The sequence below is a fragment of the Agromyces indicus genome (genome assembly GCF_031432295.1).
Classification (GTDB): domain Bacteria; phylum Actinomycetota; class Actinomycetes; order Actinomycetales; family Microbacteriaceae; genus Agromyces; species Agromyces indicus.
In genome coordinates this window covers 569,672-591,931 of the sequence record NZ_JAVKGS010000002.1, presented here as the reverse complement: position 1 = coordinate 591,931, position 22,260 = coordinate 569,672, and the positions used below count along the sequence as shown (strand labels likewise).

The 22,260-nt window shown below is 72.7% G+C and carries 19 protein-coding genes and 1 tRNA gene; 1 reads left to right on the top strand and 19 read right to left on the bottom strand.

All coding sequences use genetic code 11. From position 1 onward, the window contains the following. Positions 1 to 34 precede the first annotated feature (34 nt). Positions 35 to 640 carry an ANTAR domain-containing response regulator gene (locus tag RH861_RS09075; RefSeq protein ID WP_067947321.1) on the bottom strand — a complete coding sequence of 202 codons (606 nt, stop codon included), beginning with the start codon at positions 638 to 640 and terminating at the stop codon, positions 35 to 37. A 36-nt stretch (positions 641 to 676) separates the two neighbouring features. Here RH861_RS09075 and RH861_RS09070 point away from each other — a divergent pair. Next, positions 677 to 762, top strand: a tRNA-Leu gene (locus RH861_RS09070). Positions 763 to 826: 64 nt separating this feature from the next. Here RH861_RS09070 and pyk read toward each other — a convergent pair. From pyk to RH861_RS08980, 18 genes are all read right to left on the bottom strand, one after another. Next, positions 827 to 2,242: a pyruvate kinase gene (gene pyk / locus RH861_RS09065; RefSeq protein WP_067947319.1), complete on the bottom strand. Its 1,416-nt coding sequence runs from the start codon at positions 2,240 to 2,242 to the stop codon at positions 827 to 829. A 71-nt stretch (positions 2,243 to 2,313) separates the two neighbouring features. After that, complete coding sequence (locus RH861_RS09060; protein ID WP_310520712.1) at positions 2,314 to 3,771, bottom strand: glutamate synthase subunit beta; 1,458 nt, start codon at positions 3,769 to 3,771, stop codon at positions 2,314 to 2,316. Continuing rightward, a complete protein-coding gene (gltB, locus tag RH861_RS09055) occupies positions 3,764 to 8,287 on the bottom strand; it encodes a glutamate synthase large subunit (RefSeq protein WP_310520822.1) in 4,524 nt (1,507 codons plus the stop codon). The genes RH861_RS09060 and gltB overlap by 8 nt, the downstream gene beginning before the upstream one ends. A gap of 167 nt (positions 8,288 to 8,454) precedes the next feature. Then, complete coding sequence (gene lgt / locus RH861_RS09050) at positions 8,455 to 9,447, bottom strand: prolipoprotein diacylglyceryl transferase (RefSeq protein ID WP_374760968.1); 993 nt, start codon at positions 9,445 to 9,447, stop codon at positions 8,455 to 8,457. 64 nt (positions 9,448 to 9,511) lie between these two features. Further along, entirely contained in the window at positions 9,512 to 10,297 is a 786-nt protein-coding gene (trpA, locus tag RH861_RS09045) for a tryptophan synthase subunit alpha (protein WP_310520711.1), read from the bottom strand. Further along, complete coding sequence (gene trpB, locus RH861_RS09040; RefSeq protein ID WP_310520710.1) at positions 10,294 to 11,499, bottom strand: tryptophan synthase subunit beta; 1,206 nt, start codon at positions 11,497 to 11,499, stop codon at positions 10,294 to 10,296. The genes trpA and trpB overlap by 4 nt, the downstream gene beginning before the upstream one ends. 1 nt (position 11,500) lies before the next feature. Next, complete coding sequence (gene trpC / locus RH861_RS09035; protein ID WP_310520709.1) at positions 11,501 to 12,271, bottom strand: indole-3-glycerol phosphate synthase TrpC; 771 nt, start codon at positions 12,269 to 12,271, stop codon at positions 11,501 to 11,503. A 3-nt stretch (positions 12,272 to 12,274) separates the two neighbouring features. Then, positions 12,275 to 12,505 (bottom strand): DUF6704 family protein, encoded by a 231-nt coding sequence (locus RH861_RS09030; RefSeq protein WP_067947304.1) that lies wholly within the window; start codon positions 12,503 to 12,505, stop codon positions 12,275 to 12,277. Between the two features lie 35 nt (positions 12,506 to 12,540). Further along, positions 12,541 to 13,227, bottom strand: a complete 687-nt coding sequence (locus tag RH861_RS09025; RefSeq protein ID WP_310520708.1) for a Trp biosynthesis-associated membrane protein — start codon at positions 13,225 to 13,227, stop codon at positions 12,541 to 12,543. A 4-nt stretch (positions 13,228 to 13,231) separates the two neighbouring features. Next, the gene (locus RH861_RS09020) at positions 13,232 to 14,767 is read right to left on the bottom strand and encodes an anthranilate synthase component I (RefSeq protein ID WP_067947300.1); all 1,536 of its coding nucleotides are present in this window, start codon (positions 14,765 to 14,767) and stop codon (positions 13,232 to 13,234) included. Beyond that, positions 14,764 to 15,192 carry a phosphoribosyl-AMP cyclohydrolase gene (gene hisI / locus RH861_RS09015; RefSeq protein ID WP_082847050.1) on the bottom strand — a complete coding sequence of 143 codons (429 nt, stop codon included), beginning with the start codon at positions 15,190 to 15,192 and terminating at the stop codon, positions 14,764 to 14,766. The genes RH861_RS09020 and hisI overlap by 4 nt, the downstream gene beginning before the upstream one ends. After that, positions 15,189 to 15,950 (bottom strand): imidazole glycerol phosphate synthase subunit HisF, encoded by a 762-nt coding sequence (gene hisF / locus RH861_RS09010; protein ID WP_067947298.1) that lies wholly within the window; start codon positions 15,948 to 15,950, stop codon positions 15,189 to 15,191. Before hisF ends, hisI begins: the two co-directional genes overlap by 4 nt. Before the next feature lie 9 nt (positions 15,951 to 15,959). After that, positions 15,960 to 16,799 (bottom strand): ATP phosphoribosyltransferase, encoded by an 840-nt coding sequence (hisG, locus tag RH861_RS09005; RefSeq protein WP_067947296.1) that lies wholly within the window; start codon positions 16,797 to 16,799, stop codon positions 15,960 to 15,962. 47 nt (positions 16,800 to 16,846) lie between these two features. Next, positions 16,847 to 17,110, bottom strand: a complete 264-nt coding sequence (locus RH861_RS09000; protein ID WP_067947293.1) for a phosphoribosyl-ATP diphosphatase — start codon at positions 17,108 to 17,110, stop codon at positions 16,847 to 16,849. A 9-nt stretch (positions 17,111 to 17,119) separates the two neighbouring features. Next, a complete protein-coding gene (rpe, locus tag RH861_RS08995; RefSeq protein ID WP_067947291.1) occupies positions 17,120 to 17,815 on the bottom strand; it encodes a ribulose-phosphate 3-epimerase in 696 nt (231 codons plus the stop codon). A gap of 9 nt (positions 17,816 to 17,824) precedes the next feature. After that, the gene (locus tag RH861_RS08990; RefSeq protein ID WP_310520707.1) at positions 17,825 to 19,216 is read right to left on the bottom strand and encodes an RsmB/NOP family class I SAM-dependent RNA methyltransferase; all 1,392 of its coding nucleotides are present in this window, start codon (positions 19,214 to 19,216) and stop codon (positions 17,825 to 17,827) included. 89 nt (positions 19,217 to 19,305) lie between these two features. Then, positions 19,306 to 20,238, bottom strand: coding sequence for a methionyl-tRNA formyltransferase (fmt, locus tag RH861_RS08985; RefSeq protein ID WP_310520706.1), 933 nt, complete (start codon positions 20,236 to 20,238; stop codon positions 19,306 to 19,308). A 65-nt stretch (positions 20,239 to 20,303) separates the two neighbouring features. Further along, positions 20,304 to 22,244 (bottom strand): primosomal protein N' family DNA-binding protein, encoded by a 1,941-nt coding sequence (locus RH861_RS08980; protein ID WP_310520705.1) that lies wholly within the window; start codon positions 22,242 to 22,244, stop codon positions 20,304 to 20,306. Positions 22,245 to 22,260: the final 16 nt, after the last annotated feature.

The window sequence follows — 22,260 nt, the reverse complement described above, 5'->3', positions numbered from 1 at the left end:
GGGGTCGGCGGGCGAGGGACGCAAGTCCCGGCGGCTACTTCTTGGGTGCGAGCTGCTCGATGATGGCCTGCGAGACGTCCTTCATGGTGAGGCGACGGTCCATCGAGGCCTTCTGGATCCAGCGGAACGCCTCGGGCTCGGTCAGCCCCATCTTCTCGTTCAGCAGGCCCTTGGCGCGGTCGACGAGCTTGCGGGTCTCGAACCGCTCGACGAGGTCGCCGACCTCGGCCTCGAGCGCGATGATCTGGGCGTGCCGGGCCAGCGCGATCTCGATCGCGGGCAGGAGGTCGTTCGGCGTGAAGGGCTTCACCACGTAGGCCAGCGCGCCGGCCTCGGTCGCGCGCTCGACGAGCTCCCGCTGGCTGAACGCCGTGAGGAGCACGACCGGGGCGATGTGGCCCTTCGAGAGCCGCTCCGCCGCGGAGATGCCGTCGAGCTGCGGCATCTTCACATCCATGATGACGAGGTCGGGGCGGAGCTCGGTCGCGAGTGCGACCGCCGTCTCGCCGTCTCCGGCCTCGCCGACGACCTCGAAGCCGTTGTCGCGCAGGATCTCGACGATGTCGAGGCGGATGAGCGATTCATCCTCCGCGACGACGACGCGGCGCGGCGCTGACTGGGTCTCTTCGGTGTCTGTCACGCAGGAAAGCCTACGGTATTCTGGGCGAGCGCTCCGGCCGGTGTGGCGGAATGGCAGACGCGGAGCACTCAAAATGCTTTGCCCGAGAGGGCGTGTGGGTTCGACCCCCACCACCGGCACCAGCACCTGCGAACGCGAACGAGGCCCGGCCGTCCGACGGACGACCGGGCCTCGTGGCGCGAGCGGCTAGAGCACCTCGCCGACGACGTGCACGCGCACGTCGTTCGTGGTGCCGGGGATTCCGGGAGGCGAACCCGAGATGATGACGACCTTCTCGCCCGCCTCGGCCTTGCCCGTCTTCGCGAGCACCTCGTCGACTTGGCCGACCATCTGGTCGGTGTGGGTGACGCGCTCGACCACGAACGACTCGACGCCCCAGTTCAGCGCCATGCGGCGACGGATGGCGGGATAGGGCGTGAACGCGAGGATCGGGATGTTCGACCGCAGTCGCGTCATCCGTCGCACCGACTCGCCCGACTCGGTGAACACGCACAGGTACTTCGCCTCGACGAAGTCGGCGACCTCGACCGCGGCGAGCGTGATCGCGCCGGCCTGCGTGCGCGGCTTCGTGCCGAGCGGGGGGATGCGCTCGAGCCCGTGCTTCTCGGTGGACTCGATGATGCGGGCCATGGTCTTGACGGTCTGGACCGGGTACTCGCCCACGCTCGTCTCGCCCGAGAGCATGACCGCGTCGGCGCCGTCGAGGATGGCGTTCGCGACGTCCGAGGTCTCGGCGCGCGTGGGGACCGGCGAGTGGGTCATCGACTCGAGCATCTGCGTGGCCACGATCACCGGCTTCGCGAGCCGGCGGGCGATCTCGATGGCACGCTTCTGCACGATCGGCACCGCCTCGAGGGGCAGTTCGACGCCGAGGTCGCCACGGGCCACCATCACGCCGTCGAACGCCTCGACGATGCCCTCGAGGGCGTCGACGGCCTGCGGCTTCTCGATCTTGGCGATGACCGGGAGGCGGCGGCCCTCCTCGGACATGATCTCGTGCACCCGGTCGATGTCGGCGGCGTTGCGCACGAACGACAGCGCGATGAGGTCGGCGCCGAGCTTCAGGGCCCAGCGCAGGTCGGCCTCGTCCTTCTCGGACAGCGCCGGCACGTTCACGGCCACGCCCGGGAGGTTGATGCCCTTGTTGTTCGACACCGGACCCGCGACGACGACCTTCGTGGTGACGACCGTGCCGTCGGTCTCGAGCACCTCGACCCGCACCTTGCCGTCGTCGATCAGCAGGTGGTCGCCCGCCTCGACGTCGTGCGGCAGGCCCTTGAAGGTGGTGCCGACGATCTCCTTCGTGCCGAGGATCTCCTCGGTCGTGATCTTGAAGATGTCGCCCTCGGCGAGCTCGTGCGGGCCGTCGGCGAACTTGCCCAGGCGGATCTTCGGCCCCTGGAGGTCGACCAGCACGGCCACGGCGCGGCCCGAGTCGTTCGCCGCCTTCCGGACGTTCTGGTAGACGCCCTCGTGCACGTCGTAGCTGCCGTGGCTGAGGTTCATCCGGGCGACGTCGATGCCGGCGTCGATGATCGCGCGGATCTGCTCGTAGCTGGACGTTGCCGGCCCGAGCGTGGCGACGATCTTCGCTCTTCTCATGTGGTGTGTGCTCCAGGGGGTTCGCGCGCCGTAGCGCTGGATACGGACTCGTCAGGCGCCCGCGGCGCCGGTCAGACGGCGAAGGCTCGCGCCGTCGCAGGAATGGGACTCGGCAGCTGCGTCTCACCTTCAAGGTACCGGTCGACGGATGCCGCCGCAGCGCGTCCCTCGGCGATCGCCCAGACGATCAGCGACTGGCCGCGGCCGGCATCGCCCGCGACGAACACGCCCGGCTCGGCCGTGGCGTAGTCGGCGTCGCGCGCGAAGTTGCCGCGGTCGGAGGCCTGCAGGCCGAGCTGGTCGTGCGCGGCATCCGTCTCGGGGCCCGTGAAGCCGAGGGCCAGCAGCACGAGGTCCGCCGGGATCTCGCGCTCGGTGCCGGCCTTCGGAACCCGGCGGCCGTCGAGGTACTCGGTCTCCGCCACGCGGATCGCACGGACCTCGCCGGCGTCGTTCGCGAGGAACTCGACGGTCGACGCGAGGTACTGGCGCTGGCCGCCCTCCTCGTGGGCGCTCTGCACCTCGAACAGGGTCGGGTGCATCGGCCACGGCTGCTCCGCGGGCCGCGTCGGGCTGGGCTGCTTGCCGATCGCGAGGTTCGTGACCGAGAGGGCGCCCTGCCGGTGCGCGGTGCCCATGCAGTCGGCGCCCGTGTCGCCGCCGCCGAGGACGACGACGTGCTTGCCCTCCGCGGTGATCTGGTCGAAGACGTCCTCGCCGGCGACCCGGCGGTTCGCCTGGGTGAGGTACTCCATGGCGAAGTGGACGCCGGGCAGGTCACGGCCCGGGATCGGCAGGTCGCGCGGCACGAGCGCACCCGTGGCGACCACGACGGCGTCGTAGCGGCGTCGGAGCTCGTCCCACGAGAGGTCGACGCCGATCTCGACGCCGGCGCGGAAGCGCGTGCCCTCGGCCGTCATCTGCGCGAGGCGTGCGTCGAGGTGCTTCTTCTCCATCTTGAAGTCGGGGATGCCGTAGCGCAGCAGGCCGCCGATGCGGTCGTCGCGCTCGTACACGGCGACCGTGTGACCGGCCCGGGTGAGCTGCTGGGCGGCGGCGAGGCCCGCCGGGCCCGACCCGACCACGGCCACGGTCTTGCCGGTGAGGCGCCCGGGCGGCTGCGGCTGCACCCAGCCGTTGCCGAACGCCTGGTCGATGATCGAGACCTCGACCTGCTTGATCGTCACCGCAGGCTGGTTGATGCCGAGCACGCAGGCGGACTCGCACGGGGCCGGGCAGAGGCGTCCGGTGAACTCCGGGAAGTTGTTCGTGGCGTGCAGCCGCTCGATGGCCGCGCGGCCCTCTCCGCGCCACATGAGGTCGTTCCACTCGGGGATGAGGTTGCCGAGCGGGCAGCCCTGGTGGCAGAACGGGATGCCGCAGTCCATGCAGCGTCCGGCCTGCCGCCGCACCTGGGCGGGGTCGCCCTGCTCGTAGACCTCTTTCCAGTCCATGATCCGCACCGGCACGGGCCGCCGCTTGGGCAGTTCGCGCTCGGTGACCTTCAGAAAGCCCTTCGGGTCAGCCACCCGTCACCTCCAGGATTCGCGTCCAGACGACGTCGCCGTCGGGGTCCAGCCCCTCGTCGACCGCCGCTTGGCGGGTGCGGAGGACCGCGGCGTAGTCGCGCGGAAGCACCTTGGTGAAGCGGTCGAACGCGACGGCACCCTCGGCGAGGAGCGCCGCGGCGACCGCGGAGTCGGTGTGCTCGAGGTGCTGCTCGAGCAGGTCGCGGACGATCTCGTGGTCGGCGCTGCCCAGGGGGTGCAGCTCGAGTTCGCCGCTCGAGAGCGATTCGCGGTTCACGCGCGCCTCGGCGAGGTCGAGCACGTACGCCGTTCCGCCCGACATGCCCGCGCCCAGGTTGCGGCCGGTGCCGCCCAGGATGAGCGCGAGGCCGCCGGTCATGTACTCGAGCGCGTGGTCGCCCACGCCCTCGACGACCGCCGTGGCGCCGGAGTTCCGGACGAGGAAGCGCTCCCCCACGATGCCGCGGATGAACATGCTGCCCCGGGTCGCGCCGTAGCCGATGACGTTGCCGGCGATGACGTTCCGCTCGGCGACGAAGCCGGCCTCGCGCGACGGACGCACGATCACCTGACCGCCGGACAGGCCCTTGCCGACGTAGTCGTTCGAGTCGCCCTCGAGTCGGAGCGTGATGCCGCTCGGCAGGAACGCGCCGAACGACTGCCCGGCCGAACCGGTCAGCGTGACGTCGATCGAGCCGGTGGGCAGGCCCTCCGCGCCGTGCCGGACGGTGACCTCGTGGCCGAGCATGGTGCCGACCGCCCGCTCGGTGTTCTTGATCGGCAGGGTGATCCCGACGCGACCGCCCTGCTCGAGGACGAGGGCGCTGCGCCGGATGAGCTCGTTGTCGAAGTGCTCCTCGAGCTCGTGGTCCTGCGCACGGAAGTTGCGACGCGGCTCGGAGCCGGAGAAGTCCGGACCCACGAGCACGGGGGTGAGGTCGAGCCCCGACGCCTTCCAGTGGGCGACGGCGCGGTCGATGTCGAGCAGCTCGCGCCGGCCGATGACCTCGTCGAGCGAGCGGTAGCCGAGCTCCGCAAGGTACTCGCGCACCTCCTGCGCGATGAACTCGAAGAAGTTCACGACGAACTCGGGCTTGCCCGTGAACCGCTTGCGCAGCTCGGGGTTCTGCGTCGCGACGCCGACCGGGCACGTGTCGAGGTGGCAGACGCGCATCATGACGCAGCCCTCGACGATGAGCGGGGCCGTCGCGAAGCCGAACTCCTCGGCGCCGAGCAGGGCGCCGATGACGACGTCGCGACCGGTCTTCAGCTGCCCGTCGACCTGCACGACCACTCGGTCGCGCATGCCGTTCAGCATGAGCGTCTGCTGCGTCTCGGCGAGGCCGAGCTCCCACGGGGTGCCCGCGTGCTTGAGCGAGTTCAGCGGGCTCGCGCCCGTGCCGCCGTCGTGGCCGGAGACGAGGATGACATCCGCCAGCGCCTTCGCCGTACCCGCCGCGACCGCGCCGATGCCCGACTGGCTGACCAGCTTCACGTGGATGCGGGCCTTCGGGTTCGCGCGCTTCAGGTCGAAGATCAGCTGCTTGAGGTCTTCGATCGAGTAGATGTCGTGGTGCGGCGGCGGCGAGATGAGGCCGACGCCCGCGGTCGCGTGGCGCGTCCGGGCGACCCACGGGTAGACCTTGGTCGGCGGGAGCTGCCCGCCCTCGCCGGGCTTGGCGCCCTGTGCGAGCTTGATCTGGATGTCGTCGGCGTGCGTGAGGTACATGCTCGTCACGCCGAAGCGGCCGGAGGCCACCTGCTTGATCGCGCTGCGCCGGTCCGGGTCGAGGAGTCGCTCCAGGTCCTCGCCGCCCTCGCCGGTGTTCGACTTCGCGCCGAGCCGGTTCATGGCGATCGCGAGCGTCTCGTGCGCTTCCTTCGAGATGGAGCCGTAGCTCATCGCGCCCGTGGAGAACCGCTTCACGATCGACTCGACCGGCTCGACCTCGTCGATCGGCACCGGCGGGCGGACGCCCGTGCGGAGCGCGAACATGCCGCGCAGGGTCATGAGCTGCTCGGCCTGCGAGTCGACCATGTGCGTGTACTCGCGGAAGATGTCGTAGCGACGGTTCCGCGTCGAGTGCTGCAGACGGAAGACCGTCTCGGGGTTGAACAGGTGCGGCGACCCGTCGCGGCGCCACTGGTACTCGCCACCGGTCTGCAGTCGCTCGTGGGCCCGGACCGCGGCATCCGCCGGGTAGGCCACCTGGTGCCGGGCGAGGTTCTCCCGCGCGATGACCTCGATGCCGACGCCGCCGAGCTTCGAGGTGGTCCCGGTGAAGTACTCGTCGATGAACTCCTGCGAGAGCCCGACCGCCTCGAACGCCTGCGCGCCCGCGTACGACGAGATCGTCGAGATGCCCATCTTCGACATGATCTTCAGCACGCCCTTGCCGAGCGCGGTGATGACGTTCCGCACCGCCTGCTCGGGCGTGACGCCCGCGAGCGTGCCCGAGCGGACGAGGTCCTCGCAGGACTCCATGGCGAGGTACGGGTTCACGGCGGAGGCGCCGTAGCCGACGAGGAGCGCCACGTGGTGCACCTCGCGCACGTCGCCGGCCTCGACCACGAGACCGACCTTCATGCGGGTCTCGGAGCGGATGAGGTGGTGGTGCACCGCCGACAGCATGAGCAGCGACGGGATCGGCGCGAGGTCCTTGGTCGAGTCGCGGTCGCTCAGCACGATGAACGAGGCGCCCTCGTCGATGGCCTCGTCGACCTCGCGGGCCAGCTCCTCGAGGCGCGCGCGCAGGCCGTCGGGTCCGTCGTCGACGCGGTACAGCCCGCGCAGCGTCCGGGTGGCGCGCGCGCCCGACGGCGAGGTCATGTGCACGATCTTCGCCAGCTGGTCGTTGTCGATCACCGGGAAGTCGAGCGAGACCTGGCGCGCGTGCTCGGCGCCCGCGGCGAGCAGGTTCCGCTCGGGTCCGAGCGACGTCGACAGCGAGGTCACGACCTGTTCGCGGATCGAGTCGAGCGGCGGGTTGGTGACCTGGGCGAACTGCTGCGTGAAGTAGTCGAAGAGCAGCCGCGGACGCTCGGAGAGCACCGCGATCGGGGTGTCGGATCCCATCGCGCCGAGCGGCTCCTGACCGGTCGCCGCCATCGGCGCGAGGAGGATCTTCACCTCCTCTTCCGTGTAGCCGAAGGTGCGCTGACGGCGGTTGACGGATGCCGGCGGGTGCACGATGTGCTCGCGCTCGGGCAGGTCGGAGAGGCGGATGCGGCCCTCGTCGAGCCACTCCCCCCAGGGTGCGGATGCCGCGAGCTCGGACTTGATCTCGTCGTCCTCGATGAGGCGGCCGGCCTCGGTGTCGACGAGGAACATGCGGCCGGGCTGCAGGCGGCCCTTCCGCACGATGCGCTTCTGCGGCAGGTCGAGCACGCCGATCTCGCTCGCCAGCACGACGAGCCCGTCGTCGGTCACGACGTACCGGCCGGGCCGGAGGCCGTTGCGGTCGAGCGTCGCGCCGACGAGGCTGCCGTCGGTGAAGACGATCGCGGCGGGGCCGTCCCACGGCTCCATGAGCATGGAGTGGTACTCGTAGAACGCCCGGCGCGCCGGATCGATCTCGGCCTGCTTCTCCCACGCCTCGGGGACCATCATCATGACCGCGTGCGGCAGGGTGCGGCCGGCGAGGGTGAGCAGCTCGACGACCTCGTCGAACGAGGCCGAGTCGCTCGCGCCGGGCGTCACGATCGGCATGAGCGGGTCGAGCTCGCCGAGCAGCTCCGACTCGAGCTGCGACTGCCGGGCGCGCATCCAGTTGCGGTTGCCCTGGATGGTGTTGATCTCGCCGTTGTGCGCGATCATCCGGAACGGCTGCGCGAGCGGCCACGAGGGGAACGTGTTCGTGGAGTACCGGGAGTGCACCAGGGCGAGCTTGGAGGCGAACCGCTCGTCGGAGAGGTCGGGATAGAACGGCTCGAGCTGGAGCGTGGTGACCATGCCCTTGTAGACGAGCGTGCGGCTGGAGAGGGAGGCGAAGTAGAGCTCGAGCTCGCGCTCGGCGCGCTTGCGCAGCCGGAAGGTGAGCCGGTCGAGCGCGATCCCGGCGAGGTGCTCGCCCTCGGCCGTGTTCGCCGAGCTCCGCACGTAGAGCTGCTGCACGACGGGCATCGCGGCGCGGGCCAGCGTGCCGAGTTCCTCCGGGCGCACCGGCACCTCGCGCCATCCGAGCACCTCGAGACCCTCGGATGCCGCGATGCGCTGCAGCTGCTGCTTCACCGTCGACCGCGCGGTGGGGTCGACGGGCAGGAACGCGTTGCCCACGGCGTACGCGCCCGCGGGCGGCAGCGGGAAGTCGACGACCTCGCGCAGGAACGCGTCGGGCACCTGCGTGATGATGCCGGCGCCGTCGCCCGTACCCGCGTCGGAGCCGACCGCCCCGCGGTGCTCGAGGTTGCGCAGGCTGTCGAGCGCCGCCTGGATGATGTCGTGACCGGCGGTGCCGCGCAGCGTCGCCACCATGGCGAGCCCGCAGGCGTCCTTCTCGTCGGCGGGGTCGTACATGCCCTGGGCGGGCGGCGTCAGACCGAACCGGGAGTGGGGAGGGGAAAGCGACACGTTGGACCGTCCTCGGTATCTCGTTAGGCAGCGGGGACGACGTCGGCCCACGGAGGGAGGTTCACGGCGCGAGGTGCGGCGCCGAGTCGGAGAACGCGGTGTGGTGGCGTGGCCTACGCGGAGGCCGAGCGGCTCGAGCTTGTGGCTGCCGGCTCGCCGGGTGCGTTCTCACCCTCGACGCCTTCGTCGAGAGAGTCGGAGTCGGACTCGGTGTCGTCCGAGTCTACCTCAGCATCCGCGGGCCTCCATTCACGGCCCGGGCGGTAGACGCTCGGCTCGATGCCGGGGTGCCGGCGTCGCTGCACGAGGATGATGACGAGGCCGATGATGATCGCCGCGAACGACGCCCAGACGTTCGACCGGATGCCGAGGAACATCTCGCTCGGGTCGACGCGGATGGTCTCGAACACCGCGCGTCCCGCGCCGTACCAGATGAGGTAGGCGCCGAACATCATGCCCCAGCGGAGGCGGAAGAAGCGCTCGAGCCCGAGGAGCACGGCGACGCCGACGAGGTTCCACACGATCTCGTAGAGGAACGTCGGGTGGAACAGGGTGCCCTCGGCGAGGCCCTGCGGCCACGCCGGGTTGTCGGAGGGGATCTCGAGGCCCCAGGGCAGGTCGGTCGGCCAGCCGTAGAGCTCGGCGTTGAACCAGTTGCCGAGCCGGCCGATCGCCTGGGCGACGAGGAGACCCGGCGCGAGCGCGTCGGCGAAGGACCAGAAGCGGAGGCCGGTCAGGCGGCAGGCGATGATGACGCCGACGGCACCGCCGATGAGCGAACCGTAGATCGCGTTGCCGCCCTCCCAGATCGCGATGATGCGCCACAGTTCCTGGCCCGCGAAGTAGTCGTCGGGGTGGGTGAGGACGTGGTACAGGCGAGCGCCGATGATGCCGAGCGGCACGGCCCACAGCACGACGTCGAGCACGATGCCCGGTTCGGCGCCCCGCTTGGTGAGGCGACGCGAGGTCATGATCGTCGCGATGACGATGCCCGTCAGGATGAAGAGCGCGTACATCTGAATCGGCAGGATGCCGCCCCACGGCAGCGGGATCTCGAGGGTGCGCCACTCCTCGTCGGGAGTCGGGATGCTGAGCGGTGCGAACACGCCGGCGTCTGCCTTTCGTCGATGGTGCGGGGGCGCCGCGCGCGGCGGCCCCGTCGAGACTACTTCACTTCCGGGCGGTGCCGCGCGCGAGCTCGGCCGCGAGCGCGCCGGCCGCCTCGACCCCGCCATCGGCGAGGGCCTTCACGAGCGCGGATCCCACGATCGCGCCCTCCGCATACTCGAGGACCTCGGCCACCTGCTCGGCGGTCGAGATGCCGAGACCCACGCAGCTCGCCTCGGCGCCCGCCTCGCGGAGTCGCCCGACGAGGCCCCGGGCGGCCTGGTCGACGTCGGTCCGGGCGCCGGTGATGCCCATGGTCGAGACCGCGTACACGAAGCCACGGCTCGCCTCGACCGCCTGGCGGATCCGGGCGTCGGTCGACGAGGGCGCCGCGAGGAACACGCGGTCCAGACCGGTCCGCTCGGAGGCGGCGAGCCAGTCGCCGGCCTCGTCGGGGATGAGATCGGGCGTGATCAGCCCGGCTCCCCCGGCGGCGGCGAGGTCGTCGGCGAACCGGTCGACGCCGTACTGCACGACGGGGTTCCAGTAGGTCATCACGAGGACGGGCGCGTCGACCCGCTCGGTGACCCGGCGCACCGCCTCGAACCCGTGCGCGAGGCGGAAGCCGTTCGCGAGCGCCTGCACGGTCGCGGCCTGGATGACCGTGCCGTCCATGACCGGGTCGGAGTACGGGAGTCCGAGCTCGAGCACGTCGACGCCGTTCTCGACCAGGGCGACGGCCGCCTCGACGCTCTCGTCCAGCGTGGGGAAGCCGACGGGGAGGTAGCCGATGAGCGCGCCGGCGGCCTCCTCGTTGCGGCGACGGATGACGGCGCCCACGTTCCTCATTCGGCGCTCCCGTCGAGCAGCTCGAAGTAGCGCGCGGCGGTCTCCATGTCCTTGTCGCCGCGCCCGGAGAGGTTCACGAGGATCGTGGCGTCGCGGCCGAGCTCACGACCGAGGTCGAGCGCGCCGGCGAGGGCGTGGGCCGACTCGATGGCCGGGATGATGCCCTCGGTGCGCGAGAGGAGGCGAAGGGCCTGCATCGCCGCGTCATCGGTGATCGGCAGGTAGGTGGCCCGGCCGAGTGCGGCGAGCCAGGAGTGCTCCGGCCCGACGCCCGGGTAGTCGAGACCGGCGGAGATCGAGTGCGACTCGATGGTCTGGCCGTCCTCGTCCTGCAGGAGGTAGCTGCGCGCGCCGTGGAGCACGCCCGGACGCCCCTTCGAGATGGTCGCCGCGTGCCGGGGGGTGTCGACGCCGTCGCCGCCGGCCTCGAAGCCGTACAGCGCGACGTCGGAGTCGTCGAGGAACGCGTGGAAGATGCCGATCGCGTTGGATCCGCCGCCCACGCAGGCCGCGACCGCGGTGGGCAGGCCGCCCGTCAGGTGGATGACCTGCTGGCGCGCCTCCTTGCCGACGATCGCCTGGAAGTCGCGGACCATCTCGGGGAACGGGTGCGGACCCGCCACCGTGCCGAAGATGTAATTGGTGGTCTCGACGTTCGTGACCCAGTCGCGCATCGCGTCGTTGATGGCGTCCTTGAGGGTGCGTGAACCGGTCTTGACGGGGATGACCTCGGCGCCGAGGAGGCGCATGCGCGCGACGTTCAGCGCCTGGCGCTCGGTGTCGACCTCGCCCATGTAGATCGTGCACTCCAGGCCGAACAGCGCCGCCGCCGTCGCGGTCGCCACGCCGTGCTGGCCCGCACCCGTCTCGGCGATGACGCGCTTCTTGCCGATGCGGCGCGTGAGCAGCGCCTGGCCGAGCACGTTGTTGATCTTGTGGGATCCGGTGTGGTTCAGGTCCTCGCGCTTGAGGATGATCCGGGCACCGCCCGCGTGCTCCGCGAAGCGGGGCACCTCGGTGATGATCGAGGGCCGGCCGGTGTAGCTCCGGCCGAGCTCGGCGAGCTCCTCGCCGAAGGCCGGGTCGAGCTTCGCGAGGGTGTACGCCTCGGAGAGCTCGTCGAGTGCCGCCACCAGCGACTCGGGGACGAAGCGTCCGCCGAACTCGCCGAAGTACGGCCCGGTCTGGGCACGAAGGGCCATGTCACACCGCCATGAATGCAGAGAGGTTCGAGATGGGGTCGCCGGTGACGAGCGCCTCGCCCACGAGCACGGCATCGGCGCCCGCGGCACGGTAGTGCGCGACATCCGCCGCCGTCAGCACCGCCGACTCGGCCACCCGGATCGCCCCCTCGGGGAACCGATCGGCGAGTCGCCCGAACAGGTCGCGGTCGAGCTCGAAGGTGGTCAGGTCGCGGGCGTTGACGCCGATGAGCCGGGCGCCGAGCTGCGCGGCGCGGTCGAGCTCGTCGGCGGAGTGCGTCTCGACGAGCGCGGTCATGCCGAGCTCGGTGATGAGCGCGTACAGTTCGCGCAGCGTGTCGTCGTCGAGCGCGGCGACGATCAGCAGCACCAGGTCGGCACCGGCCGCGCGGGCTTCGAAGACCTGGTACGGGGTGGCGATGAAGTCCTTGCGCAGCACGGGCAGCGAGACCGCCTGCCGCACCGACTCGAGGTCGGCGAGCGAGCCGCCGAACTTGCGCCCCTCGGTCAGCACGCTGATCGCGCTCGCGCCGCCCAGTTCGTACGTGCGTGCGAGCGCGGCGGGGTCGTCGATGGCCGCGAGCGAACCGCGCGAGGGGCTCGACCGCTTGATCTCGGCGATGACCTTCACGTGCTGCGCCGGACGGAGCGCGGCGAGGGCGTCGATCGCCGCGGGACGCGCCAGCGCCGCCGACTCGACCTCGGCGAGGGGCCGTTCGGCGCGCCGGGACTCGGCGTCGGCGACCGCGTTCGCAGTGAGCTCGGCGAGCACGCGTCAGTGCGCCTTGGGCGCGACCTTGGCGCCGTCGACGCCGTAGCCCGCCTTCGCGAGCGCCCAGCCGACGATCGCGCCGAGCACGAGCAGGCCGGCGGCCGCCCACACGAGCCACTGCACGTCGAGGAAGAACGCGACGGTGCCGATCGCGAACGCGATGAGCATGATCGTCACGGCGGTCCATGCCGCGGGCGAGTGTCCGTGGCCGGGCTCAGCGTGCTCAGTGCTCATGGTGCTCCTTCTGTGCGATGGGGGTCGTGGAGAGTCTACCGGGTGCGGCCGGGTGCCTCGTGGCCGTCGCCCGTGCCCTCGGCGTCGTCGGGAGTCGGCTCCGTCTCGCCGGCGGTGGGGTCGTCGCCGCGGCTGAGCCCGTCCCAGTCGTCGACGGCCTGGTCCGAGGCGGGTACCCCGCCGCGCGGGGCGTCGGGCGCGAGTCGCGCGCCGCCGCCGTATCGGCGCGACGTCGGCCAGGTGCGGCCCGTGACGATCACCACGAGGCCCGCCACGGCGATGAGGACGCCGCCGAGGATCGCGGCGAACGGCCACGCCGAGGCGGCGACGCCGGCCACGAGCTCGGCGGTCGGCTCCGCGCCCGCCACGCCCGTGGCCTCGGCGACGGCCGGGGCAACCGCCCGGACCGGGTCGCCGAGTGCGAGTGCGGACGCGAGGACGACGCTTCCGCCGAGGGCGAGGCCGAGCAGGCCGAGCACCACCCGGATCACGGGCCCCGCGATCGCGAGGGCTCCGGCCAGCGCGAGGCCCGCGAGCGCGAGCGCCGCGAGCGCCGGCGAGGCGACCGCTCCCCCGACCTCGAGTGCGCTCGCGCCGCCCGCGGTGGCCTGGCCGTCGACGAGCCGGGCGGTGAACCAGGTCTGGCTCCACGCGAGCAGGGCGAGGCCCGAGCCGGCCAGCAGGCCGAGGATCGCGGGCAGCTTCATCCGCTCGGGGCGCATGCGCTCAGCCCACCCGCCGCATCGCGTTCGCGACGGCAACGGCGCGCAGCGGCGCCGCCGCCTTGTTGACCGACTCCTGGTACTCCGACTCCGGGTCGGAGTCGGCGACGAGCCCGCCCCCGGCCTGCACGCGTGCGATGCCGCCCGAGATGGTCGCGGTGCGGATCGCGATGGCGAGGTCGGCATCGCCGCCGAAGCCGAAGTAGCCGACGACGCCCCCGTACAGGCCCCGTTGGGCCGGTTCGAGCTCGTCAATGATCTCGAGCGCTCGCGGCTTCGGCGCGCCGGAGAGCGTGCCCGCGGGGAAGGTCGCACGGAACACGTCGACCGCGTTCGCGTCGTCGCGGAGGTCGCCCTCGACCGACGAGACGAGGTGCATGATGTGGCTGAACCGCTCGACACGCATGAACTCGGTCACCTCGACGCTGCCGGCGGTGCACACCTTGGCGAGGTCGTTGCGGGCGAGGTCGACCAGCATGAGGTGCTCGGCCTGCTCCTTCGGATCGGCGATGAGCTCGGCCTCGAGGTCGGCGTCGTCCTCGGGCGTCCCGCCGCGCGGCTTCGACCCGGCGATCGGGTGGGTGTACACCCGGCCGTCCTCGACCTTGACGAGCGCCTCGGGCGACGAGCCGACGATCCAGTACGGTTCGCCGGTCGGGGCCTCGAGGTGCAGCAGGTACATGTACGGACTCGGGTTGAGGCTGCGCAGCACCCGGTAGACGTCGATCGGGTCCGCCGTGGCATCCTGCTCGAACCGCTGCGACACCACGACCTGGAAGATGTCGCCCTCGTGGATGTAGTGCTTCGAGCGCTCGACCGCCGCGAGGAAGTCGGCCTTCTCGGTGCGGTGACGCGGTTCCGGCGCGCGCGCCAGGTCGATCTCGGCGAGGTAGGCCTCGGCGGGCGTCGCGAGCGCCTCCTGCATGCGGTCCAGGCGGGCCTGCGCGTCCGCCCACAGCGTCTCGGCGGGCTCCTCGCGATCGTTCAGGACGGATGCCACGAGCTGCACGGTGCCCGTGCGGTGGTCGATGACGACGAGCTCGGAGACGAACGAGAACGCCTGCCCGGGCATCGCGTAGTCCGCCGGCGGCCGGTTCGGCAGGTGCTCGATCTGCCGGATCGCCTCCCAGCCGATGAAGCCGACGAGCCCGCCGGTGAGGGGCGGCGCACCGGGCACGTCCTCGGTCGCCCAGCGCTCGTGGACCGCTTCGAGGGCGGCGAGCGGGGCCCGGTCCCCGGACGCCTCGCCCAGGGCGCGCTCGCGCGACATGCCGTAGTCGAGCCACTCGACCGCACCGTCGCGCTCCGTGAGCACGCCGTACGAGCCCGCGCCGACGAACGAGTAGCGCGACCAGATGCCGCCCTGCTCGGCCGACTCGAGGAGGAACGTGCCGGGCCGGCCCCCCGCCAGCTTGCGGTAGATGCCGACCGGCGTCTCGCCGTCGGCGAAGAGCTCGCGCACGACCGGCACGACACGGCGTCCCTGCAGCAGGGCGGTGAAGTCGTCGAGGCGCGTGGTCGCGGTTCGGGCGGCCGTCATGGGGTTCCTCCGTCGCGGGCGGGTCCGTCGGGGTGGCCGACGACGACGTCGAGCGGGTCGCCGTCCCAGCAGGTGCGGGTTCCGGTGTGGCAGGCCACGCCGACCTGCTCGACCTTGACCAGCAGCACGTCGGCGTCGCAGTCGAGCGCCGCGGACCTGACGTACTGCGCGTGTCCGGAGGTGTCGCCCTTGCGCCAGTACTCCTGCCGCGACCGCGACCAGAAGGTGACCCGGCCCTCGGTGAGCGTGCGGCGCATCGCCTCGCGGTCCATCCAGCCGAGCATGAGCACCTCGCCGGTGTCCCACTGCTGGATGATCGCGGGCAGCAGTCCGTCGCGGTCGAACGCGGCCCGGTCCACCGCGGTGGCATCCGGCGCCCAGCGCTCGGTCTCCGACTCGAGCTCCTCGTCGCCTGCGTAGGTCATCGGACGGTCCTCCCGTCGGCCTCGAGGGCGCGCTTCACCTCGCCGATGGTGAGCTCGCCGTTGTGGAACACGGATGCCGCGAGCACGGCGTCGGCTCCCGCCGCGATCGCCGGAGCGAAGTGCTCGAGCGCGCCGGCGCCGCCGGAGGCGATCACCGGCACGGAGGACAGCTCGTGCATCAGCCCGACGAGCTCGAGGTCGAAGCCGGCCTTGGTGCCGTCGGCGTCGATCGAGTTCACGAGCAGTTCGCCCGCGCCGAGCTCGATCGCCCGGCGGGCCCACTCGAGCGCGTCGAGGTCGGTCTCGGTGCGGCCGCCGTGCGTCGTGACGACGAAGCCCGACGCGGTGCGGTCGGATCGCTTGACGTCGAGCGAGAGCACGCAGACCTGCGCGCCGAACCGGTCGGCGATCTCGGCGATGAGCTCCGGCCGCGCGATCGCGGCGCTGTTCACGCCGATCTTGTCGGCACCGTGGCCGAGCAGCCGCGCGACGTCGTCGGTCGAGCGCACGCCGCCGCCCACGGTGAGCGGGATGAACACCTGCTCGGCGACGCGCTGCACCATGTCGTACGTCGTCGACCGGTCGTCCACCGTTGCGGTGACGTCGAGGAAAGTCAGCTCATCGGCGCCCTGCGCGGCGTACTTCGCCGCGAGCTCCACGGGGTCGCCCGCGTCGCGCAGGTTGAGGAAGTTCACGCCCTTGACGACGCGGCCGGCGGCCACGTCGAGGCACGGGATCACACGGACGGCCAGCGACATCCGCTCACCTCACAGACGTGCCGCGTGGATGGCGCTCACGAGGATCGCGCGCGCGCCCAGCTCGTACAGCTCGTCCATGACGTGGTTCACGTCGACGCGCGGGATCATGACGCGGACGGCGACCCACTCGGGGTCGTGCAGCGGCGAGACCGTGGGCGACTCGAAGCCCGGCGCGACCGCCGTGGCCGCCTCGAGGTGGGTCACCGGGACGTCGTAGTCGACGAGCACGTACTGGCGCGCCACCAGCACGCCCTGGAGGCGGCGGACGAGGGTCTGGGTGCCGGGCCGCTCGACGCCCGAGCCGATGAGCACGGCCTCGGACTCGAGGATGACGGGACCGAAGATGTCGAGCCCGGCCTTGCGCAGGGTCGAACCCGTGGAGACCACGTCGGCCACCGCGTCGGCCACGCCGAGCCGCACCGCGGATTCGACGGCGCCGTCGAGCTTGACGAGCTTCGCGGTCACGCCGTGCCGGGCGAGGAAGTCGCCCACGAGGCCCGGGTAGCTCGTGGCCACGCGCACGCCCTCGAGGTCGTCGAGCGTGTCGAAGGCGCCGGGCGGACCGGCGAACCGGAACGTCGAGTCGCCGAACCCGAGGGAGGCGATCTCGCCGGCCTCGGAACCCGAGTCGAGGAGCAGGTCGCGCCCCGTGATCCCGACGTCGAGCGCGCCGGAACCGACGTAGGTGGCGATGTCGCGCGGACGGAGGTAGAAGAACTCGACCCCGTTGCGGGGGTCGGCGACGATGAGCTCACGCGAGTCGCGGCGACCGGTGTACCCGGCCTCGTAGAGCATCTGCGCGGCGGTGTCGGAGAGCGAGCCCTTGTTGGGCACGGCGATTCGGAGCATTCCCTGGCTTTCGTGTCGACGGAACTGATCTGCGGTCATGGACGTGATCAGAGATGTCGGTACACGTCGGCCGGCGTGAGCCCCTTCGCGAGCATCAGCACCTGCAGGTGGTAGAGCAGCTGCGAGATCTCCTCGGCCGTGTCGGCGTCGGACTGGTACTCGGCCGCCATCCACACCTCGGCGGCCTCCTCGACGATCTTCTTGCCGATGGCGTGCACGCCGGCGTCGAGCTGGCGCACGGTGCCGGAGCCCGCCGGGCGGGTCCTGGCCTTGTCGCTGAGCTCGACGAAGAGGTCGTCGAAGGTCTTCACCCGTCCAGACTACCGGTGCGCCGCGCCATGCCCGCGCGGGTGCTCGTGCGGGTGCGCGGCCACCGCGGCGCGCAGCGCCTCGATGCGCTCGGCGGGCACGTCGCCGTTGAAGACATGCGAACCGGCGACGAACGTGTCGGCTCCCGCCTCCGCGGCGATGCCGATCGTCTCCTCCGTGATCCCGCCGTCGACCTGCAACCAGACGTCGAGGCCGGCGGCGTGCACGGCGTCGGCGACGCGGGTGAGCTTCGGCATCGTCTCGTGGATGAACGACTGGCCGCCGAATCCCGGCTCGACCGTCATCACGAGCACCTGGTCGAACTCCGGCAGGAGGTCGAGGTAGGGCGCGGCATCCGTGCCCGGCTTCAACGCGATGCCCGCGCGGGCGCCGATGGAACGGAGCTTCCGCGCGAGCGCGACGGGCTCCCCCGCCGCCTCGGCGTGGAACGTGACCGAGAACGCTCCCGCCTCGGCGTACGCCGGCGCCCAGCGGTCCGGGTCGTCGATCATGAGGTGCACGTCGAGCGGGATGGGCGAGACCTCCTGCAGGCGGGTCACCATCTGCAGGCCGAACGTGAGATTCGGCACGAAGTGGTTGTCCATGACGTCGACGTGCACGAGGTCGGCGGTCGCGATGCGCCCGAGCTCGCGTTCGAGGTTGGCGAAGTCGGCAGCGAGGATGCTCGGGTTGATCCGCGTCGTCATGCCGCCAGCCTATCGAGCGGGCTCGTCGCCGGACGGCCGGTCGGACCCGGCGCGACGCACGAGGGCGATGAACATGGCGTCGGTTCCGTGGCGATGCGGCCAGAGCTGCACCGTCCGGCCGTCGCCCGCGAGATCGAGCGGATGCCGCGACAGCGACTGCACCACGTCGGCCGTGTCGAGCAGCTCGGCCTCGGCACCCCACCGCGCGAGCGCGCGCCCCAGGGTGCCGTGCGTCTCGGAGGCGTGCGGCGAGCACGTCACGTACGCGAGCACGCCGCCGGGAGCGAGCGCCCGGAACGCCGAGTCGGCCAGTTCGCCCTGCAGTTCGGTCAGCTCGGCGACATCCGCGGGCGCCTTGCGCCACCTGGCCTCGGGTCGCCGACGCAGCGCGCCGAGGCCGGTGCAGGGCGCGTCGAGGAGGATGCGGTCGAATCCGTCCGGAGCACCGCGCTCGGCCGGATCGAGGTCGCGCCCGTCGGCGACGTCGACCGGAACGTCCGCGGGCACCGCGGCCACCGCGCGGCGCACGAGCTCGGCGCGCGCCGGCACCACCTCGTTCGCGACGACCGACGCGCCGCCGGCGAGCGCCTCGGCGGCGAGCAGCGCGGTCTTCCCGCCGGGACCCGCGCACAGGTCGAGCCACCGCTCCCCCGGGCGGACGGGCGCGACCCGGCTGAGCGCGAGCGCGGCGAGCTGCGAACCCTCGTCCTGCACGCGCACGCGGCCGTCGTGCTCGGCGACGAGGCGGAGCGGCTCGGGCGCCGTCAGGCCGACGGGCGAGTACCGGTCCGGCTCGCCGAGTTCGGCGGGCGGCTCCGCCAGTCCGGGCAGCGAGACGAGGTTCACGCGCGGTGCGGCGTTGTCGGCCTCGAGCAGCGCCACGAGCTCCTCGCCGCGTCCCTCCCGCTCGAGCGCCGTGCGCAGGGCGCGCACCACCCAGACCGGATGGGAGTGGACCGCCGCGAGCGCTTCGTCCGGCGACCCCGCCTCGTCCGCGACCAGGCTCCGCCAGTCATCGGCCTCGCGCCGCGAGACCGTGCGGAGGACCGCGTTCACGAACCCGGCCGCCGCCGGAGCGACGCGCCGCGCGAGTGCGACCGACTCGTTCACGGCGGCGTGCGTCGCCACCCGGGTCGCGAGCAACTGGTGCACGCCGAGTCGCAGGACGTCGAGCACCGGCGGGTCCACCTGCGCGGTGGGGCGGCCGGCGGCGAGGGCGATCACGGCGTCGTAGAAGCCCTGCATGCGCAGCGTGCCGTACGTGAGCTCGGTGGCGAACGCGGCATCCGCTTCGCTCAGGCGCGCCCGCTCGATGCGCGTCGGCAGGAGCAGGTTGGCGTAGGCGTCGGAGTCGCGCACGGCCTCGAGCACCTCGTACGCGACGATGCGGGAGCGCGCCACGCGATCGGGTCGTGCGCCCCGACCCGTGCCGCCTCCGCGGCCGCCGCCCCCGGCCGGTCGACGATCGCTGCGACCGCTGCCCGATGCGCTCATCGGGCCACCGCCCGGTCGACCCCGAGGCCGCGCCACCAGTCGGCCGCGGTCATCGCGGTCCGGCCCGCGGGCTGGACGCGCCGCAGCTCCAGCGCCCCGTCGGCCGTGCCCACGAGCACGCGGCGCCGCTCGCCGCGCACCTCCCCCGGTGCGAGGCGCGGCGGGTCGACGGATGCCGCGGGCCCCGCCTCGAGCACCTTCAGCCGGATCCCGTCGACCTCGGTGTGCGCGCCCGGTTCCGGGGTGACGCCGCGGTACCGCGCGTCGACCTCGGCGGTCGGGCGGGTCCAGTCGAGGCGGCCGTCGTCGATGCTGAGCTTCGGCGCGAACGTGGCGTCGCCCCGCTGCGGGGTGGCGATCGCCGAGCCGTCCGCGATCGCCTCGACGACGTCGGCGACGAGGTCGGCACCGGATGCCGCGAGCGACTCGAGCGCCGCCCCGGCCGTCTCACCCGGCTCGACGGGCCGGGTCCGCACCGCGTAGACGTCGCCCGCGTCGAGCTCGGGCACGAGCCGGAACACGGAGGCGCCGAGTTCCGCGTCGCCGGCGATGAGCGCGCGCTGGACGGGGGCCGCGCCGCGCCAGGCGGGCAGCGCGGAGAAGTGCACGTTGATCCAGCCGTGCGCGGGCGTGGAGAGCAGGGGCTCGCGCACCAGCCCGCCGTACGCGACGATGACGCCGAGGTCCGGACGGAGGGCGGCGATCCGCGCCGTGGCCTCGTCGTCGAGGCGCGCCGCGTCGATCACCGGGATGCCGAGGCGGGTCGCGGTCGCCGCGACGGGCGACGGCGTGAGGACGCGCTTGCGGCCGAGCGGCGCGGGCGGCCGGGTGACCACGCCCACCACCTCGTGCGCGGAGGCGGCGAGCCGTTCGAGCGAGGGGACGGCGGCGGCGGGGGTTCCCGCGAAGACGATGCGGAGCTGGGGCACACTCCATCATCCCAGCCGTCGGGCGGGCCCGCGCCGGCCGGTCCGGCAGCCGGGTCGTCGCCCGGTCACGGCAGGTCGGGATCGTCCATCCGCACCCGCAGCGTCGGCGGACGACCCGGGCGGCGGCCTGCGACGGGTCGCCGCCGCTCGGTCGCGGCGCGGATCGCCTCGGCCTTCAGGGCCGCCGCCACCTCCGCACCCGCGCCGTACCCGAACCGGACGATCGCGCGCTCGAGGCCCTCCTCTGCCGGCACGGGACCGAGCACGTCGACGCCGTCGATCGCGCCGATGCGCTCGAGCGCCCGGGCGAGGCGCTCGGGCGACGACGACACCGACGCCATCCGGACCGCCGGCGGGAACCGCAGGGCCCGCCGGGTCTCCAATTCGCCGGCCGCCCAGCCCGGCTGCGACCAGGTCGCGAGCGCGGTGCCGAGCGCGCCGCCCACGCCGACGAGGTGGACGGGTGCGCCCGGAGCCGCGAGGGCCGCCGCATCGGACCACCACCGCAGGCAGTCCTCGGCGACGCGGAGGGATTCGCGCAGCAGCATCCGCTCACCGTCGAGGAGCAGGACCGCCCGGTAGCCGCCGTCGGCGACCGGTTCGGCCCCGCGCGTCGCCACCACGAGTTGCGGCTCGGGACCGACCCGGAGGATCGGGCGATCGCCGTCGGAGACCACCACGCGCGAACGCGGGAAGGCGCGGCCGAGCTCCTCCGCGGTGCGGCTCGCGCCGACCACGGCCGCGCGGAGCGCGGTCGACTCGCACACCGGGCAGCTCCACCCGGCGGCGCTCGTGCCGCAGAGCGTGCATGCCGGACCTCCGCCCGCTCGCGACACGACGATCGCGCCGCCGCACGCCGTGCATCGCGCCGGCTCGCGGCAGCGGTCGCACACGAGCATCGGCGTGTGGCCGGGGCGAGCCACCTGCACGAGCACCGGCCCCTGCGCCACCGCCTCCTGGGCGTCGCGCCACGCGGTCGAGGGGATGCGGGCACCGCCGCTCGCGGCGGCGGGCTGCTGCTCGGTGAGCACGATCCGGGGTCGGATGCCGCGGCGCAGGGGCACCTCGTGCACCCACCCGAGCCCCACCAGCCGCTGCACCTCGACGCTCCGGCTGTGGCCGAGGAAGACGAGCGCGGCGTCCGACTGCTCCTGCCGGATGAGCGCGGCGTCGCGCGCGTGCACGCCGGGTGCCAGCGGCTCCGCGTGCAGCGGGTCGCCGTCGTCGTAGACCGCGATGAGGCCGAGCCGCGCCGCGGGCGCGTAGACCGTCGACCGGTTGCCGACGACCACGCGGGCCGCATCGCCCGTCGAGTCGAGGAACGCACGGTACCGCTCCTGTCCCGTCTGCCGGGCGTCGGTCCGCAGGATCCGGCGAGGATCGACGACCTCGGCGAGGGCCGCCTGGAGCTGCTCCTGGTCGCGGTAGTCGGGCACCGCCAGCACCGCCGAGCGATCGTCGGCGAGGACGTGCGCGGCGGCCGTCGCGAGCGTGGCCGCCCACACGCCCACCCAGGTACCGGACGCGAGGCGGACCGGGCGCGCATCGGCGATGAGCGCCATCCGCTCGCCCCCGGCCAGGCCGCGTTCGAGGCGACCCGGCTCGTACTGGGCGAACGGCGCGGGACGCTCGGGAAGCGGCCCCGGGTCGCCCGGGTCGGCCAGCCAGGCCTTCTCGGCGCGGACGTAGCGGGCGGGGATCGCCAGCCGCAGGATGTCGCTCGCGTTGCCCGCGGCGCGATCGGCCGCAGCTCGAGCCAGGCGCCACAGCTCGGGCGTGAGCAGGGGCACGTCGCCGACGACGCCCTCGACCTCGCTCAGCTCGCCGCGGAACTCGCTCCGGTCGGCGAGCTCCACGATCCAGCCCTGGGCGATGCGTCCGCCCGACCGGAGCGGCACGCGGACGCGCACTCCCGGGACGGCGGACGGCGCCAGCCGGTCGGGCACCCGGTAGTCCAGCAGCTGGTCCAGCTGCGGCAGGGGCGAGTCGACGAGGACCCTCGCCACCGGCCCCCCGGCCACG

Coding starts and splice junctions, on each gene's coding strand:
- hisF (WP_067947298.1), bottom strand. CDS start 15,950: ATGTCGCTGGCCGTCCGTGTGATCCCGTGCCTCGACGTGGCCGCCGGC.
- RH861_RS09020 (WP_067947300.1), bottom strand. CDS start 14,767: ATGACGGCCGCCCGAACCGCGACCACGCGCCTCGACGACTTCACCGCC.
- RH861_RS09025 (WP_310520708.1), bottom strand. CDS start 13,227: ATGCGCCCCGAGCGGATGAAGCTGCCCGCGATCCTCGGCCTGCTGGCC.
- trpB (WP_310520710.1), bottom strand. CDS start 11,499: ATGGCCCTTCGTGCCCAGACCGGGCCGTACTTCGGCGAGTTCGGCGGA.
- RH861_RS09030 (WP_067947304.1), bottom strand. CDS start 12,505: ATGAGCACTGAGCACGCTGAGCCCGGCCACGGACACTCGCCCGCGGCA.
- gltB (WP_310520822.1), bottom strand. CDS start 8,287: ATGTACGACCCCGCCGACGAGAAGGACGCCTGCGGGCTCGCCATGGTG.
- rpe (WP_067947291.1), bottom strand. CDS start 17,815: ATGACGACGCGGATCAACCCGAGCATCCTCGCTGCCGACTTCGCCAAC.
- pyk (WP_067947319.1), bottom strand. CDS start 2,242: ATGAGAAGAGCGAAGATCGTCGCCACGCTCGGGCCGGCAACGTCCAGC.
- hisG (WP_067947296.1), bottom strand. CDS start 16,799: ATGCTCCGAATCGCCGTGCCCAACAAGGGCTCGCTCTCCGACACCGCC.
- hisI (WP_082847050.1), bottom strand. CDS start 15,192: ATGACCTACGCAGGCGACGAGGAGCTCGAGTCGGAGACCGAGCGCTGG.
- trpA (WP_310520711.1), bottom strand. CDS start 10,297: ATGAGGAACGTGGGCGCCGTCATCCGTCGCCGCAACGAGGAGGCCGCC.